Annotated in this window: 17 protein-coding genes; 6 read left to right on the top strand and 11 right to left on the bottom strand. The window is 60.6% G+C overall.

Going from position 1 to position 16187, the window contains the following annotated elements; all coding sequences use genetic code 11:
* Position 1: 1 nt before the first annotated feature.
* Together soxY and moaC are read right to left on the bottom strand one after the other, a co-directional pair.
* Positions 2–475 carry a thiosulfate oxidation carrier protein SoxY gene (gene soxY, locus NQE15_RS20965; RefSeq protein ID WP_265944404.1) on the bottom strand — a complete coding sequence of 158 codons (474 nt, stop codon included), beginning with the start codon at positions 473–475 and terminating at the stop codon, positions 2–4.
* A 16-nt stretch (positions 476–491) separates the two neighbouring features.
* Positions 492–926 carry a cyclic pyranopterin monophosphate synthase MoaC gene (gene moaC / locus NQE15_RS20960; protein ID WP_416336550.1) on the bottom strand — a complete coding sequence of 145 codons (435 nt, stop codon included), beginning with the start codon at positions 924–926 and terminating at the stop codon, positions 492–494.
* A 114-nt stretch (positions 927–1040) separates the two neighbouring features.
* Here moaC and NQE15_RS20955 point away from each other — a divergent pair, with 114 nt between their 5' ends.
* The 3 genes from NQE15_RS20955 (at position 1041) to pabB (ending at position 4503) form a co-directional block, all read left to right on the top strand.
* Positions 1041–2489, top strand: coding sequence for a M48 family metalloprotease (locus tag NQE15_RS20955; RefSeq protein WP_265944400.1), 1449 nt, complete (start codon positions 1041–1043; stop codon positions 2487–2489).
* Positions 2490–2525: 36 nt separating this feature from the next.
* Positions 2526–2753, top strand: coding sequence for a sulfurtransferase TusA family protein (locus tag NQE15_RS20950; RefSeq protein WP_265944398.1), 228 nt, complete (start codon positions 2526–2528; stop codon positions 2751–2753).
* 109 nt (positions 2754–2862) lie between these two features.
* Positions 2863–4503, top strand: coding sequence for an aminodeoxychorismate synthase component I (gene pabB / locus NQE15_RS20945; protein WP_265944396.1), 1641 nt, complete (start codon positions 2863–2865; stop codon positions 4501–4503).
* A gap of 41 nt (positions 4504–4544) precedes the next feature.
* On the opposite strand, the gene NQE15_RS20940 is transcribed toward pabB, so the two are convergent.
* From NQE15_RS20940 to NQE15_RS20920, 5 genes are all read right to left on the bottom strand, one after another.
* The gene (locus NQE15_RS20940; RefSeq protein ID WP_265944394.1) at positions 4545–5021 is read right to left on the bottom strand and encodes a hypothetical protein; all 477 of its coding nucleotides are present in this window, start codon (positions 5019–5021) and stop codon (positions 4545–4547) included.
* An 11-nt stretch (positions 5022–5032) separates the two neighbouring features.
* Positions 5033–7873 (bottom strand): valine--tRNA ligase, encoded by a 2841-nt coding sequence (locus tag NQE15_RS20935; protein ID WP_265944392.1) that lies wholly within the window; start codon positions 7871–7873, stop codon positions 5033–5035.
* A 65-nt stretch (positions 7874–7938) separates the two neighbouring features.
* A complete protein-coding gene (locus tag NQE15_RS20930) occupies positions 7939–8322 on the bottom strand; it encodes a hypothetical protein (RefSeq protein ID WP_265944390.1) in 384 nt (127 codons plus the stop codon).
* Positions 8323–8326: 4 nt separating this feature from the next.
* Positions 8327–8749, bottom strand: a complete 423-nt coding sequence (locus NQE15_RS20925; RefSeq protein WP_265944388.1) for a DNA polymerase III subunit chi — start codon at positions 8747–8749, stop codon at positions 8327–8329.
* On the bottom strand, positions 8746–10242 hold the full coding sequence (locus NQE15_RS20920; RefSeq protein ID WP_265944386.1) for a leucyl aminopeptidase: 1497 nt from the start codon (positions 10240–10242) through the stop codon (positions 8746–8748). The genes NQE15_RS20925 and NQE15_RS20920 overlap by 4 nt, the downstream gene beginning before the upstream one ends.
* A gap of 71 nt (positions 10243–10313) precedes the next feature.
* Between NQE15_RS20920 and lptF the strand changes: the two genes are divergently transcribed.
* A complete protein-coding gene (lptF, locus tag NQE15_RS20915; RefSeq protein WP_265944384.1) occupies positions 10314–11393 on the top strand; it encodes an LPS export ABC transporter permease LptF in 1080 nt (359 codons plus the stop codon).
* Entirely contained in the window at positions 11393–12478 is a 1086-nt protein-coding gene (gene lptG / locus NQE15_RS20910; protein ID WP_265944382.1) for an LPS export ABC transporter permease LptG, read from the top strand. Before lptF ends, lptG begins: the two co-directional genes overlap by 1 nt.
* Here the strand turns inward: lptG and NQE15_RS20905 are convergent, their stop codons facing one another.
* The 4 genes from NQE15_RS20905 to NQE15_RS20890 are packed head-to-tail and all read right to left on the bottom strand — an operon-like array spanning position 12479 to position 14347.
* Complete coding sequence (locus tag NQE15_RS20905) at positions 12479–12895, bottom strand: RDD family protein (RefSeq protein ID WP_265944380.1); 417 nt, start codon at positions 12893–12895, stop codon at positions 12479–12481. It abuts the gene before it with no gap.
* Entirely contained in the window at positions 12892–13434 is a 543-nt protein-coding gene (locus NQE15_RS20900) for a DUF3106 domain-containing protein (protein WP_265944378.1), read from the bottom strand. The genes NQE15_RS20905 and NQE15_RS20900 overlap by 4 nt, the downstream gene beginning before the upstream one ends.
* Positions 13404–13787 carry a DUF3619 family protein gene (locus tag NQE15_RS20895; protein ID WP_265944377.1) on the bottom strand — a complete coding sequence of 128 codons (384 nt, stop codon included), beginning with the start codon at positions 13785–13787 and terminating at the stop codon, positions 13404–13406. The genes NQE15_RS20900 and NQE15_RS20895 overlap by 31 nt, the downstream gene beginning before the upstream one ends.
* The gene (locus NQE15_RS20890; RefSeq protein WP_265950373.1) at positions 13784–14347 is read right to left on the bottom strand and encodes an RNA polymerase sigma factor; all 564 of its coding nucleotides are present in this window, start codon (positions 14345–14347) and stop codon (positions 13784–13786) included. Before NQE15_RS20890 ends, NQE15_RS20895 begins: the two co-directional genes overlap by 4 nt.
* 120 nt (positions 14348–14467) lie before the next feature.
* Between NQE15_RS20890 and ilvB the strand changes: the two genes are divergently transcribed.
* Positions 14468–16168: a biosynthetic-type acetolactate synthase large subunit gene (gene ilvB / locus NQE15_RS20885; protein ID WP_265950371.1), complete on the top strand. Its 1701-nt coding sequence runs from the start codon at positions 14468–14470 to the stop codon at positions 16166–16168.
* Positions 16169–16187 lie beyond the last annotated feature (19 nt).

Raw genomic sequence — 16187 nt, 5'->3', positions numbered from 1 at the left:
ATTAGCCTCCGCACCCGCCGAGGGTGACCTTGACCTCGCGGAAGGCGACATGGGTTTTGCCGTCCGCTGTTTTGACGACCGCGCGCAGGCGGGTGGTTTCGGCCAGTTTCAGCTGGACCCGCGCGTAGGGTAGGACAGCCCCGGCAAATTCCAGCGTGGCACATAGTGGCAGCGGGTTCTTGTCGGCAAAAATGGCCAGACTGCGACTATTGGCGATATTGCTGGTGATATCGACTTCGACTTTTGCGCCATTTTCGGCAATTTCCGGCGCATTGATCACAATCTCGCGCGACTCGATGGCAGTGGCGCTGCCATGGGCTTTCAGGGCGTCAGCGATGGTGCGTGCGGTAAAGGCGTTGCGGTTCCACTCGGCGGCCAGGACGACGCTCGGGGTCAGCAAACCGGTGCCGAGGAGGGGGGATAGCAGGGCAGCCGAGGCGCCGCCCTGGAGCAGTTTTCTGCGTAGTGCAAACATGGTTGTCTTGGCCGGATTACTCGGCAACCCAGTGACCGGACTTGCCGCCGGCCTTTTCCACCAGCCGGAGGTTTTCGATGCGCATGCCACGGTCGACTGCCTTGCACATGTCGTAAATGGTCAGCAGGCCAACCGAAGTCGCGGTCAGGGCTTCCATTTCGACACCGGTCTTGCCAAAACATTCGGCGATGACCGCGCAGTGCACGGCGCTTTTGGCTTCGTCGATGGTGAAATCGGCGGTGACGCGGGTCAGGGCAATCGGATGGCAGAGCGGAATTAGGTCGCCCGTACGCTTGGAGGCCTGAATGGCGGCGATCCGGGCGATGCCCAGGACGTCGCCTTTCTTGGCTGAACCGGAGCGGATCAGGGCCAGGGTTTCCGGTTTCATGAAAATGCTGCCGGCGGCGCGGGCGACACGAGCGGTTTCCGCCTTGCTGCCGACGTCGACCATATGAGCCTGGCCGGCGCTGTCAAAGTGGGTGAGTTTCGGGTTGGTCACAGGAATTTACACAGGGTTACGTTTCACCCGGAAGGGCGGCCGGAAGGGCTGCGGTATCATAGCACCATGCCCCTTGCTCAACGTTTACTCGCCGGTTTCCTGGCCTGCGCGCTCACCCTGCAGCCCCTGCGGGCAGATGATTTGCCAGAACTCGGAGACGTGGCCAGCAACGAATTGTCGTTGAGCGCCGAGAAAAAGATTGGCCGTCAGATCATGCACGAAATCCGCTGGCGGGAACCCAGCTATCTGGATGACTCCGATGTCGAGTCCTACCTGAATCAGTTGGGTGGCCGGCTGACCGCGGTCAGCAACGATCCGGGCATGGGGTTCTTCTTCTTTCCGATCAACGATCCGAGCATCAACGCTTTTGCCATGCCCGGGGGGTATATCGGTGTGCACACCGGGCTGATCATCTCGGCGCAGATGGAGTCCGAACTGGCAGGGGTGCTGGCGCACGAAATTTCGCACGTCACGCAGCGCCATATTGCTCGGCAGGTGTTCCAGTCCAAGCAGACGAGCATGGCCGCCATGCTCGCCATGGGGCTGGCCCTGTTAGCGGCGCGCTCCAACTCGCAGGTGGCTGGAGCGGCCATCGCCACGACCCAGGCCGGGGCGATTTCTGCCCAGCTTGCCTTCTCGCGGGATTTCGAGCGCGAGTCCGATCGCCATGGTTTCGAGATCATGCGCAAGGCCGGGTTTGACGTGCGTGGGATGTCGATCTTTTTCTCCCGTCTGCAGCAAGCGGTTCGCCTCTACGAAAACAATGCGACCGCCTACCTGCGTACCCATCCTCTGACCGGGGAGCGCCTGACCGATATGCAGAACCGCGAACAATCGGTCGCCTACCGCCAGGTTCCGGATAGCGTTGATTTTCAACTGGTGCGCGCCAAACTCAGGGCGATGCAGGGCACGCCCGATGAAGCGTTGCGAGATTTCAATGGCCTGCTGCGGGACAAGAAATTTTCCTCCGAGCCGGCAACTCGCTACGGTTTGGCCTACGCCTTTTATCGTGGGCGCGACTGGGCTGCTGCCGAGCGTGAGGTACAAGCGGTACGGGCGATGCAGATCTCGGCGCCGATGCTCGAACGGCTGCTGGCCGATATCCGGATTGCCCGGGGCGAGGTCAGCGGAGGCTTGAGGACTTACCGCGATGCGATGGTGCGCTTTCCGTTGAATCAGGGCTTGCTCTACGGCTATGGCGGTGCCCTGATCGGCGTGCAACGCTTCGACGACTCGCTGCGTTTTGCCGAAACCCAGCTGCAAAACTACCCGGAAGATGTCCGTTTCCACAAGATGCGGGCCGAAAGTTATGCCGGCCTGGGCCGCAAGGCGCAGCAACATCAGGCGCTGGCCGAGGTGTTTGCCTTGCAGGGCCAGACGGCAGGGGCGGTCGAACAACTGGAACTGGCGCAGAAGGCCGGCGATGCGAATTTCTATGAAATGTCGGCGATCGATGCCCGCTTGCGCGAGCTGAAACGGCGGCAGCTAGAGGAGCTCAAGGAAAAGCGCAATTGAGGTTAAAATCGAATCTCTCATCAGGAAGCAAATACCATGGAATTTGATCGCGATCTTGACGTCAAGGGCTTGAACTGTCCGCTGCCCATCCTGCGCACCAAGAAGGCACTTGCCGAGATGGAGTCGGGCCAGGTCTTGCGCGTGCTGGCGACCGACCCGGGTTCCTTGAAGGATTTCCCCGCCTTCGCCAAGCAGACCGGTAACGAACTGGTCAAGCAACAGGAAGAAAACCGCGTTTTCGAGTTTTTCCTGAAGCGTAAGTAACCCTCTTTTGTACGCATTTTTCGAAGACAGGCGGGCGCCTCCGGGCGAACCCGCCGCTTGGTGTTTCGATGGGCTGATTGATTGTCTGACGGCCTGGAATGCCACAAGCTTGAGCGATGCGCTGGATCGCCTGGAGAATGAGCCGGGCTGGGTGGTTGTTGCCCTCGATTACGAACTGGGCTATCTGCTCGAACCCAAGGCTGCTCCGGCGGGCTGGCAGGTGGCTGAAGACCGTCCCCTGGCCAGGTTCTGGCGTTTTGGGGAGCGGATTTCCTTGTCTGCATCCGAGGCCGAGGATTGGCTGGCCGAGCGGGCTGGTGCCGGTGCTGCCGGCGTCAGCGCCGTGCTGCCGACTATTTCGGAAAGCGCTTACCTTGCCGCGGTCGACCGCATCAAGCGCCTGATTGCCGACGGCGACTGCTACCAGGTCAATTACACCTTTCCGCTCGGTTTCGAATGGTTCGGCACGCCGCTCGATCTCTACCGGCGACTGCGCGAACGCCAGCCGGTCAGCTATGGTGGCTTGGTCGGTGATGCGAGTGGGGGGCTGGTCTCGCTGTCGCCCGAGTTGTTCCTCGAACGGCGTGGGACGCGACTGTCGACCCGGCCAATGAAGGGGACCTTGCCGCGCAGCTTGCCGGCCGGGCAACTGCGGGCTTCCGAGAAGGACCTGGCCGAAAACCTGATGATCGTCGATCTGCTGCGCAACGATTTGGGGCGGATTGCCGACAACGGCAGTGTCGTGGTCGACCAGTTGTTCGAGATCGAGGATTACCCGACGGTCTGGCAGATGGTCTCGGAAGTTTCGGCGGAGATCGGCAACTGCCGTTTCGATGCGGTGTTACGCGCGCTATTTCCCTGCGGTTCGATTACCGGCGCACCGAAAATTCGCGCCATGCAGATTGCCGCCGAACTCGAGGTCGGGCCGCGTGGAAGTTACACCGGGGCGCTCGGCTGGCTGGCACCGAACGGTGATTTTCGGTTCAACGTCGCCATTCGCACCCTGGAACTGACCGCGGGTGGCGTCGGCAAGCTCGGCATCGGCAGCGGCATTGTCGCCGATTCACAGCCTGCGGCCGAGTGGCAGGAGTGTCTGCTCAAGGCCAGCTTTCTGCGCGATTGCGATCCCGGACTGCAACTGATCGAAACACTGCGCCGGGGGAATGGCCAATACCCCCGTCTGGACGGGCATCTTGCCCGCTTGCGGCGCTCGGCGAGATGGCTCGGTTTTGCGCTGGATGAAAGCGAGTTGCTGCGGCAGCTTGCGGCGCAGCCGGCCGTCGGGGTCTGGCGGGTTCGTCTGACCCTGGCCAAGAGCGGTCAGATCGAGGTCCAGTCCTTCGTGCTGCCGGCGGACGCAGGCGGTATCCGCCGTGCCCGGCTGGCCGACGTCAGGATCGACTCCGCCAACCCCTTGCGCCAACACAAGACCACCGAGCGGCAGGTCTACGACCAAGCCCTGGCAAGCCTGGCCGTCGATTCGTCGATATTCGACGTCGTCTTCCTGAACGAACGGGGGGAAGTGGTGGAAGGGGCGCGCAGCAACGTCTTCGTCGAACGCGACGGGGTATTGCTGACGCCGCCGCTGAATAGCGGTTGCCTGCCCGGCGTCCTGCGTGCCGAGTTGCTGGGCAGTGGCCGGGCGCGTGAGGCGATCGTTTGGCCAGAGGATCTCGTATCCGGATTCTGGCTAGGCAATGCCTTGCGCGGCCTGATCCGGGTTGAGCTGCCGGTGGCCGGCGCGGCCTGAATCAGTATTTCAGGCCGTCCTGCCACTCTGGCCGACAGGTATTAGCCGCGCAGCTTGCGCAGGTAGAGCCCTAGCAGCGAGAACAGGCCGGCGGCGACACCGTAGTAGAAAGCCTTGGCGGCAACATCCTGGTACTCGACCAGCACCGGCGTGTCGTTTTCAACCTTGTAGCGAATGGTTGTCTGAAAGTGCCAGGAGGAGGCTTTGACTTCGATGATGTCGTTTTCGACCTTCCACTTCAGCCAGTTGCGCTCTTCTTCGAGATCGCCCGCCGGTTCGACCGGGGTCAGTGAGGTGTAGAGGCCCTTGGCCTTGGCCTCGGCCAGGTCGCTGTAAGCGAAGCCGCAGGGCTCCTTGTTGGCGCAGACGGCGATCAGGCGAAACTCGGGTTTCCAGGTGGTGGTCTTTTCCCAGGGCCATGACATGATAAAGGCAACCGTCCACACCCAGACCAAGGCGGTGAAGATCATCAGTGCGATGAATATCTGGGCAAGAATGCCGCGTTTGTCTCCGGACATGTTTTTCCTTTTCAGTTGGCCAGTTTGGCCAGTTGTGGTTTGAGTTTTTCCAGCGTCGCGGTGAAATCGGCGACCCGTTGCTTTTCCTGATCGACCACGGCTGCTGGGGCGCGGGCGACGAAGCCCTCGTTGTTCAGCTTGTTCTGGGCAATCGAAATCTGCTTTTCGAGCTTTTCGATTTCCTTGGCCAGACGTTCGCGTTCGGCGGCGATGTCGATCTCCACCTTCAGCATCAGGCGGGTTTGCCCGACCACGGCGACCGGCGCCATGGCATCGTCCGGCATGTCGTCGACGATTTGTACCTCGGAGAGCTTACCCAGAGCTTGCAGGATAGGCGCGAACTCGGCCATGTCGGCACCGCCGCCGGCGACCAGCAGCGGCATGCGCAGGGCCGGGGAGACACCCATCTCGCCGCGCAGGTTGCGGCAGGCGTAGGCCAGGGCCTTCAGGCGTTCGACCTTGGCTTCCGAGGCCTCGTCGATGCGCGATAGGTCGGCGCGCGGGTAGGCGGCGAGCATCAGCGAGTCGTACGTCTTGCGGCCGGCGATCGGGGCGACGGTCTGCCACAGTTCCTCGGTAACGAAGGGAATCAGCGGGTGAGCCAGGCGCAGCACGGCTTCCAGCGTGCGGATCAGGGTCCGGCGAGCGCCACGCTGCTGGGCCTCGTCGCCGGTCTGAATCTCGACCTTGGCGATTTCGAGATACCAGTCGCAGAACTCGTCCCAGACGAACTTGTAGATGGCCTGGGCGAGCAGGTCGAAACGGTAGTCGGTGAAGTGCTGCTCGATTTCGGCTTCGACGCGCTGCAACTGGCTGACGATCCAGCGATCGGCGAAGCTGAACTTCAGTCGCGCTTCGCCTTCCGGCACGACGCAAACGCCGCCGGCCTTCTGTTCGTGGTCGAGGGCCAGGTCGTGGCCCTCGACGTTCATCAGCACGAAGCGGGTGGCGTTCCACAGCTTGTTGCAGAAGTTGCGGTAGCCGTCGCAGCGGTTGAGATCGAACTTGATGTCGCGGCCGGGTGAGGCGAGGCTGGCGAAAGTGAAGCGCAGGGCGTCGGTACCGAAGGACGGGATGCCGTCCGGGAACTCCTTGCGCGTCTTCTTGGCGATGCTTTCCGCCTGTTTCGGGTTCATTAGGCCGGTGGTGCGTTTCTCGACCAGCGCGTCAATGCCGATGCCGTCGATCAGGTCGATCGGGTCGAGCACATTGCCCTTCGACTTCGACATCTTCTGGCCTTCGCCGTCGCGGATCAGACCGTGCACATAGACGTGCTTGAACGGGATCTGGCCGGTGATCTGCTTGGTCATCATGACCATGCGGGCGACCCAGAAGAAGATGATGTCGAAGCCGGTGACCAGCACCGAGGACGGCAGGTATTGCTTGAGCAGCGGGTTGGCGGCGTCGATGGCTTCATCGCCGGTCCAGTCCAGCGTCGAGAACGGCCACAGGGCGGAGGAGAACCAGGTGTCGAGAACGTCCTCGTCGCGGCTCAGCGCGCCGTTATAGCCAGCCTTGGCAGCTTCGGCCCGGGCTTCCACTTCGCTGTGAGCGACGAAGGTTTCGCCGTTCTCGCCGTACCAGGCGGGAATCTGGTGGCCCCACCACAACTGGCGGGAAATGCACCAGTCCTGAATATTGTTCAGCCACTGGTTATAGGTATTGACCCAGTTTTCCGGATAGAACTTGATCTCGCCGGAATGGACGACGTCGAGTGCCTTCTCGGTGATCGACTTGCCGTCCTCTCCGGGCTTGGACATGGCGACAAACCACTGATCGGTGAGCATCGGCTCGATCACGACATTGGTCCGGTCGCCGCGCGGCACTTTAAGCTTGTGCTTGTCGGTCTTTTCGAGGATGCCGAGGGCTTCGAGATCGGCGACGACGGCCTTGCGGGCGTCGAAGCGGTCGAGACCACGATATTTTTCGGGGGCGTTCTCGTTGATCTTGGCGTCGAGCGTCAGGATAGCGATCATCGGCAGGCCGTGGCGCTGGCCAACGGCGTAGTCGTTGAAGTCATGCGCCGGCGTGACCTTGACGCAACCGGTGCCGAATTCGAGATCGACGTAGCTGTCGGCGATGATCGGAATTTCGCGATCGGTCAGCGGCAGTTTCACCATCTTGCCGATCATGTGCTTGTAGCGCTCGTCTTCCGGGTGAACCATCACAGCGGTGTCGCCGAGCATGGTTTCCGGCCGCGTCGTGGCGACCACCAGGCTATCCGAGCCATCGGCCAGCGAATAGCGGATGTGCCACATGAAGCCGTCTTCTTCCTCCTGCACGACTTCGAGGTCGGACACGGCCGTATGCAGCTTCGGGTCCCAGTTCACCAGACGCTTGCCGCGGTAGATCAGGCCTTTCTTGAACAGGCGAACGAAGGTTTCGGTAACCACCTTGTTGAGGCCGGCATCCATCGTGAAGCGCTCGCGCGTCCAGTCCGGGCTGGTGCCCATGCGGCGCATCTGTTGGGTGATCGTGCCGCCCGAGTATTCCTTCCACTCCCAGACCTTTTCCAGGAATTTCTCGCGACCGAGGTCATGGCGCGAAATGCCCTGGGCGTCCAGCTGGCGCTCGACGACGATCTGCGTCGCGATGCCAGCATGGTCGGTGCCCGGCTGCCAGAGCGTGTTGTGGCCGCGCATCCGGTAGTAGCGTGTCAGCGCGTCCATGATCGTCTGGTTGAAGCCGTGGCCCATGTGCAGCGTGCCGGTGACGTTGGGCGGCGGCAGCAGGATGCAGAAGTTGTCGGTCTTGCTGCCGTCTACGCCGGCGGCGAAGTAATTCTTGGCTTCCCACTCGGGATACCAGCGGCGTTCGATATCGGCTGGTTCAAAGGCTTTGGCGAGTTCCATGGGCTTGTCGGAAAAGGGGAAAACCCATGATTATACCGGAGCGCTGCCCCGGCTAAGCCGCCTTCTCAGTCGCGCGACTGCAGGGCGGTGATGTTTTCCTGCTCGGCCAGAAAATCGCGGACCGTGGCCTCGATGATCCGTGGCAGTTCGGCCGCGATGCGCTGTTCGACGCGGCGGGCCAGTTCGTGGGCGAGGATGTCGCGCAGGGCGGCATCGAAAGCTGGTTCATGCGCTTCAGCGAGCGGCACAACCGGCTCCGCCTCTTCAATTTCCGCGACGGGTGGCTCCGGTTCCACGAAGGATTCGACGTCGAGCAGGACCGGCACATCGTCGTCGGAATCGATCGGTTCCACACTATCGGTCAGTACCGGAATGTCGTCGGCTTCGGCGCTGTTCTGGCGCCGGCGTTGCATCAGCGCATCGGCACGGGCGAGGATGGGGCTGGGCATCGGGCTAGCGCTCGCTCAAGTCGAAGTAGCGGACTTCGTAGCCACGATCCTTGTAGAACTTGACCCGTTCGCGGGCGGCGCTACGTTCCTCTTCTTCCTGGCCGACCACCTCGATTAGGCTCTGGAAGCGGGAAAAGCCCGGAGGGATGACCTGGCTGAGATTCATCAGGCGCTCGTCCTGGGGAATGGATTCCAGCGTGTCGGTGATCAGGATCGGCGTTTCGGCCGCCAGTGGCGAGTCGGCACGGCAGTGCGGCACGAAGCTGAGGGAGGAATGCGTCCACAGCATGCGGTCGAGGCTGTTGGCGACCGCACTTTCGGGGGCGAAGACCAGCATCGGTTTCTTCTTGGTGTATGCCCCGCCAAGCAGGGCGCAGGCGGCGGCAATCTTGTCCGCTGCGCCGTGGTAAAAGAAAACCTGGGTCAATTGAGCTTGCCGGCGCGTTGCAGGATGTAGTGCAGCAACAGCGGTACCGGGCGGCCGGTGGCGCCCTTGTCGGCCCCGGATTTCCAGGCGGTGCCGGCGATGTCGAGGTGGGCCCAGTCGTATTTCTTGGTGTAACGCGACAAGAAGCAGGCGGCCGTGATGGCGCCGCCCCAGCGACCGCCGATGTTGGACATGTCGGCGAACGGACTCTTCAGCAGTTCCTGGTAGTCGTCCCAGAGCGGCATGTGCCAGGCGCGGTCGTGGGCTTCGTCACCGGCCTCGAGTAGTTCGCGGGCCAGGGCATCCTTGTTGGCGAACAGGCCGCTGGCGACGCCGCCCAAGGCAACCACGCAAGCACCGGTCAGGGTTGCGACGTCGATCACCGTATCCGGTTCGAAGCGCTCGGCATAGGTCAGGGCGTCGCACAGGATCAGGCGGCCTTCGGCATCGGTGTTGAGGATTTCGATGGTCTGCCCCGACATCGAGGTCACGATATCGCCGGGCCTGGTGGCGTTGCCGCCGGGCATGTTCTCGGTAGCGGGCACGATCACGGTCAGGTTGATCGGCAGCGCCATGCGGGCCACCGCCTGCATGACGCCGAGCACGCTGGCAGCGCCGCACATGTCGTACTTCATCTCGTCCATGTCGGCGCCTGGTTTGAGCGAAATGCCGCCGGTATCGAAGGTGACGCCCTTGCCGACCAGGACTAGCGGCTTTTCAGCCGCCTTTGCGCCCTTGTAGGTCAGCACAATCAATTTGGGGGGCTGATGAGCACCCTGTGCCACCGCAAGCAGCGAGTTCATGCCGAGCTTTTCCATGTCGGCGCGTTCGAGAATCTCGCAATCCAGCTTGAATTCGCCGGCCATGGCTTGGGCCTGCTTGGCAAGGTAGGTCGGGTGGCAGACATTGGGCGGCAGGTTGCCGAGCGTCTTGGTCAGCGCCATGCCTTGGGCTATCGCTATGCCCTGGCTCAGCGCCTCCTCGGCCTGGGCCAGCTCGCTGCGCCGTTCAACGCCGAGGGTCAATTTGCGCAGCGGGCGACGGACTTCGTCTTTCTTGCTCTTGTAGTGGTCGAAGCGATAGGTTGCATCGAGCGCGATCATTGTCGTCTGGCGAACCCGCCAGGCGATGCTGCGTTTCTTGACAGCGAGTTCGGTCAGGAAGATTGAGGCGTCGAAGGCGCCGGTTTCGTTAAGCGTCTTGACGGCGGTCCGAACTGCATTGCCGAATTCCTTCTCGCGGAAGTCCTTTTCCTTGCCGAGTCCGACCAGCAGGACGCGATCGCACAGGGTCCCCGGTACATTGTGCAGAAGCAGCGTGCTGCCGCTCTTGCCCTCCATGTCGCCACGGCGGACGATGTCCGAAATATAGCCGTTGGCGGCCTTGTCGAGGAGTTCTGCCGGCAGTGTGAGCTTTCTCGACTCGAATACCCCGGCAACGACACAGGCAGTGCGCTGCTTTTCCGGGCTACCGCTTTTTATGCTAAATTCCACAGGCTGCTCCTGTTCGGGGAAATATCAGTATTTGGGGGATTATCCCCGCATTTTTTCGGTTTCGTCAAAGCATGATATTCGAGCGCGCCGCCCGGCGCGAATTCGCTCAGGCAGCGGCTGGCATCAGCGTCGCATTGCTGGCCATCCTGACTTCCACGCAATTGATCCGCCTGCTCAAGGACGCAGCCGGCGGACACATTGCGCCCGAAGCCGTGGCCTCGTTGCTGGGCTTCGCCGCCTTGAACTTCATGCCGATTTTGCTCTCGTTGACGCTTTTCGTCTCGATTTTGCTGAGTTTATCCCGCGCCTACCGCGATTCGGAAATGGTGGTCTGGTTTTCCTGCGGTCAGCCGTTGACGGCCTGGATGTGGCCGGTCCTGCGCTTTGCTCTGCCGGTCGTCATCGCGATTGCGGTGCTCTCCGGTTTTCTGTCGCCGTGGGCGAATTTCAATACGGCGGAATACAAGCAGAAGCTGTCGGCGCGTAGCGAGTTGTCCCAGGTTTCTCCGGGCAGTTTTCGCGAGGCGAAGCGGGGGCAGCGGGTCTTTTTCGTCGAAGCGATGGCTGACGATGCCAGCCAGGTCGGCAATGTATTTGTCGCCACCATCCAGGAAGGCAAGTTGGGGGTGGTGATGTCCGACTCGGGGCATCAGGAGACTTCGGAGAATGGCGACCGTTTTGTCGTGCTGAAGAAAGGGCGGCGCTATGAAGTCGAGCCCGGGACACCCGAGTTCAAGGTGATGGAGTTCGAACGTTACCGGGTGCGGACCGAAGATGGCGTGGCCAAACCGGCTGAGCGCTCCCCCAACCGCCTGCCGATTACCGAACTGGTATTCGAAGACAGCAATCAGGCCCGTGGCGAATTGCTTTGGCGCATCGGGATGCCGGTTTCGGCACTGATCCTCGCGCTGCTCGCCATTCCGCTCTCCTACGTCAATCCGCGCGCTGGACGTTCGGTCAATATGCTGATCGCCATTCTCATCTATGCCATCTACAGCAACCTGATTTCCGTCAGTCAGGCTTGGGTAGCTCAGGGCAAGCTATCTTTCTGGATCGGCGTCTGGGTTGTGCATGCGATGATGCTTCTGCCGCTGTTGTTGCTGTTCTACAAGCGCGTGGCGATCCGCATGCCATGGCAAAGGGGCGGTTGATGTTTAGGCCATGCCTCTATCAGCGCTACCTGATGCGCGAGACTTTTGCCGCGGTCTTCCTTGTTCTTGCCGCCTTTCTGGCGCTCTTCGGCTTTTTTGATCTGATCAACGAGTTGCGGCATGTCGGCCGCAATGGCTACCAACTGGGTCATGCCGTGCTGTTCGTCACATTGAGCCTGCCTGGCCTGGTCTATGAACTGATTCCGATTGCGACGCTGATCGGAACCCTGTACGCCCTTTCCACCTTGGCCCGCCATTCGGAAATTGCTGTCTTGCGTGCCTCGGGTTTGGCGACCAAAGATTTGCTGATGACCCTGTTTCGGGTGGCTGGCTTGCTTGCGCTGTTGACGTTTGTGGTAGGCGAGGGCCTGGTGCCGTTTTCAGAGCGTCTGGGGCAGGAAATCAAGGCCAAGGCGCTGAGCCGGGTGATTGCGCAGCAGGGGTTCGAGACCGGCGTCTGGGTCAAGGATGGCCGCAGTTTCATCAATATCCGCGAGGCGACCCCGGACGGCAAGCTGAACAAACTGCGCATCTATAAATTCGACAGTCAAAATGCCCTTGAGTCCGTCACCGATGCAGAACAGGGGGTTTTCGAGCCGCCCGAGCGCTGGCAATTGAAAGGCGTGGTCAGGACTGTACTCGAGGGCGATACGTCGCGTGTCGAGCGTAGCAAAACTGCCGAGTGGCATTCGGCGGTGACGCCCGATTTGCTGGCAGTCCTGATGGTTGCCCCGGAGCGGATGTCGATGGTCGGGCTGCTCAACTACACCCGGCATTTATCCGACAACAAGCAGCAGACGGAGCGTTACGAAATCGCCATCTGGAAGAAGCTGGTCTATCCGCTGGCGGCGCTGGTCATGGTGGCGCTGGCCTTGCCCTTCGGCTATTCGCACAACCGGGTCGGCGGCGTCAGCTTGCGTATCTTTGCCGGCGTGATGCTCGGGATTCTGTTCTACGCGCTGAACGGCTTGTTTTCGAATCTCGGACTGATCAACGCCTGGCCACCGTTCGCCAGTGCGACGCTGCCGTCAGCCCTGTTCCTGCTGGCGGCAATCAGCTTGATGTGGTGGGTGGAGCGCCGCTGATCAATCGGCGCTGCTGACGATTCGGGTCCCGGCAATCCGGTCGTGGAGGAATTGCTTGTCCTTGTCCACGAGCGCCCAAAGTATGCCGATACCGAACAACAGGATGCTTGGCCATGCTGCCAGATAGCGCAGTAGCGCTTGGGCTGGGCGCGGCCGGCTGCCATCCGGGTTGGCGAGCTTCAGTTTCCAGGTCTTCATCGGTAGCGTTTGCCCGCCATTGAGCCAGAACCACAGGAAATAGAGCATCAACAAGACAAGGACGTGCAGCCACAGGCCGCGTGCGCTGAAACCCAGGCCGACGCCAGAGAGCAGGGCTTGTGGCAGCCAGAAACCGATGAGCAGAATCGAAAAGACGACCAGGCCTTCATAGAGCATGCTGGCCAGGCGTCGGCCAATTCCAGGAAGCGGGCTACTCATTGTGCTTTGGCGGCTTCAGCGCCGGGGGCTGGGGCAGCAGTGGTTGTGCTCGTGTTGATACTCGTCGGGTCTGCGGGTGCGCTTATCGGGGCAAGCAGTTTCGCCGATTTTCCGGATTCGCGGAGACGTTGCTTCTCTTCGTCCGAAAGGTTGGAATAGGCTTGCCATTTTTGCTTGACCACCCGTTTCTGTTCGGGCGGCAACTGATTGAAATCCTTGTAGGTGTCGCGAATCTTCGCGCGTTGTTCCGGTGTCAGCTTCGACCACTCGCGCATGCGGTCCTGCATACGTTGCTGTTCTTCTGGCTTCATTGCTGGGTAACGGTCGGCAATTCCTAGCCATTTTTTCTTGCGAATGCTTTCCATCTTGTCCCAGTCCTTGGCGAGAGGAGCGAGGACGCGCTTTTGCTGGTCGCTAAGCTGAATCCAGTCGGGTTGCGGTGGGGTGCCGATAATGGCTGAGGTAGGAGGTTCGGCGGCCAGGGCTGTGGCCAGTGCCAGGCAGAGGACTAGTCCTCCGATGAATCGTCTTTTAGCCATTCGAAGAAATCGTTATCCAGAAAAGCCTCCGGCGGGAGGTCGTCGGCGAGCAGGGCGCTATCTACGTCTTGCAGTTCGGTTACGTACTGGACGCTATGCCAGTAAAAGGAAAGCCACATGCCGAGCAGCAAGGCGATAACGGAAAGAGTCTGCTTGAAATACCGGGGAGCAGAACCTGAACTGAATGCGTGGGTGCCGCCACCTGCCAGAGCCAGTTGCGGTTTGGCTTGCTTCTGTTTCGACAGCGCCAGATGGCGTGCCGCCTCGAGGCGCCGGTTGGCGGATGGCGGGATGTCCTTCAATCCATGATTCAGCGCCTGCCGAATCCGGTAGCCGTAATGTTCTTCATTCATAGCTTTATGCCTTTTGCCGACAGGGCGGCTGCCAGCGCGTGGGTAGCGCGCGAACAATGGGTTTTGACGCTGCCTTCTGAGCACCCCATCGCCGCTGCGGTTTCAGCGACGTCCATGTCTTCCCAGTAACGCATCAGGAAGGCTTCGCGTTGACGTGCCGGCAGTTTTTTTATTTCACCATCAATGATGTTCAGCGTTTGTGCCTGCAGCAACTTGCTTTCCGGCGTCCGCGGGCCGGCATCGTCCTCGTCAGCGGCGAGCGTTTCGAGCGGATCGTAGTCATCATCGTCATCCGGGGCAAAGGCCGAGAGGACGGTCGTCCACATCGAGCGAACCTTGCTCCGCCGGTAAAAGTCGCGAATCGTGTTTTGCAGAATGCGCTGGAAGAGCATGGGGAACTCCTCCTCGGGGCGGTCGCCATATTTTTCGGCGAGCTTGAGCATGGAGTCCTGAACGATGTCCAGAGCGGCTTCTTCGTCGTGGACCGCGAACATGGCTTGTTTGAATGCCCGGCGTTCGACTGCTTCGAGAAAGCTCGAAAGTTGTTGGGGTGATGCCAGGGTTGTCTCTTCCAGTAAAAGCCTTGAGCGCTATGGGGATATGCCGGGAAACCTTGACCGATAAGGGGGCGGTCGATTAAGGTTATGCCCTTTTAAGCAACAGCTTTTTTGGGCTCAAGAATTATGATCAGCGGTGCAGAAATTGTAATCAGGTGCCTGCAAGAAGAAAAGGTCGATTGTGTTTTCGGTTACCCCGGTGGTTCCGTTTTGCACATTTATGATGCACTTTTCAAGCAGGAACAGGTCAAGCACGTTCTGGTTCGTCACGAACAGGCAGCCGTCCACGCGGCCGATGCCTACTCGCGTTCCTCGCAGAAAGTCGGTGTCGCCCTGGTGACCTCCGGCCCCGGCGTGACCAATACCGTGACCGGGATCGCCACCGCCTACATGGATTCGATCCCGATGGTCGTGCTGTGCGGCCAGGTGCCGACTCAGTACATCGGTCAGGATGCCTTCCAGGAGTGCGACACGGTCGGCATCACCCGTCCGTGTGTCAAGCACAACTTCTTGGTCAAGGATGTCAAGGATCTGGCGGTCACCATCAAGAAGGCTTTTCACATTGCGGCAACCGGTCGTCCAGGGCCGGTGGTCGTTGATATCCCCAAGGATATTACCGCCCAGATGTGCGAATTCGATTACCCCAAGGCGATCCAGATGCGTTCCTACAACCCCGTCGTCAAGGGGCATCTCGGACAGATCAAGAAAGCCGTCCAGCTGTTGCAGGAAGCCAAGCGCCCGGTTATCTATACCGGGGGCGGGGTCATTCTCTCCGATGCCGCCGAGAAGCTGACACAACTCGCGCACAAGCTCGATTTTCCGGTCACCAACACCCTGATGGGGCTCGGTGGCTATCCGGCCACCGACAAGCAATTCGTCGGCATGCTCGGCATGCACGGTACCTTCGAAGCCAACAACGCCATGCACTACGCCGATGTGATTCTGGCCGTCGGTGCGCGCTTCGATGATCGCGTGATCGGCAATCCGGAACACTTCGGCGAGGAAAAGCGCCGCGTCATCCATATCGACATCGATCCGTCGTCGATCTCCAAGCGGGTCAAGGTCGACGTGCCCATCGTCGGCAACGTCAACGATGTGCTCGACGAAATTCTCAAGCTGATCGACGGTGGCTTCAAAGCCGATCCTGACGTGGGCAACTGGTGGAAGCAGATCGACGAGTGGCGTGGCCGCGACAGCCTCCGCTACCGGCAGTCCGAACACATCATGCCGCAATTCGTCATCGAGAAGCTCTATGAAGTGACGAAGGGCGATGCCTTCATTACCTCCGACGTCGGCCAACACCAGATGTTTGCCGCCCAATACTACAAATTCGACAAGCCGCGGCGCTGGATCAACTCCGGTGGCCTGGGCACGATGGGTGTCGGTCTGCCCTACGGCATGGGTGTACTGATGGCCAATCCGGGGGCACAGGTCGCCTGCGTGACCGGCGAAGGCTCGATCCAGATGTGCATCCAGGAGCTCTCGACCTGCAAGCAGTACGGCTTCCCGATCAAGATCATCAACCTGAACAACGGCATGCTGGGCATGGTGCGACAGTGGCAGGAGATGTTCTATTCCAAGCGTTATTCCCAGTCCTACGTCACGTCGCTGCCCGACTTCGTCAAGCTGGCCGAGTCCTATGGCCATGTCGGCATGAAGATCGAGCGGCCGGAGGATGTCGAGCCGGCGCTGCGCAAGGCCTTCACCGAGCATAAGGACGATCTGGTCTTCATGGACTTCATCATCGATCCGGGTGCCAATGTCTTCCCGATGGTGGCGGCCGGCAAGGGCTTGACCGAAATGATCCTCGCTGAAGATCTGTAAGCGGGGGAGGAAAAAGAAA

It is taken from the genome of Dechloromonas sp. A34 (assembly GCF_026261605.1).
GTDB lineage: Bacteria > Pseudomonadota > Gammaproteobacteria > Burkholderiales > Rhodocyclaceae > Azonexus.
Note: the sequence above shows the minus strand (reverse complement) of the source record. Positions and strands in the feature narration are given on the sequence as shown.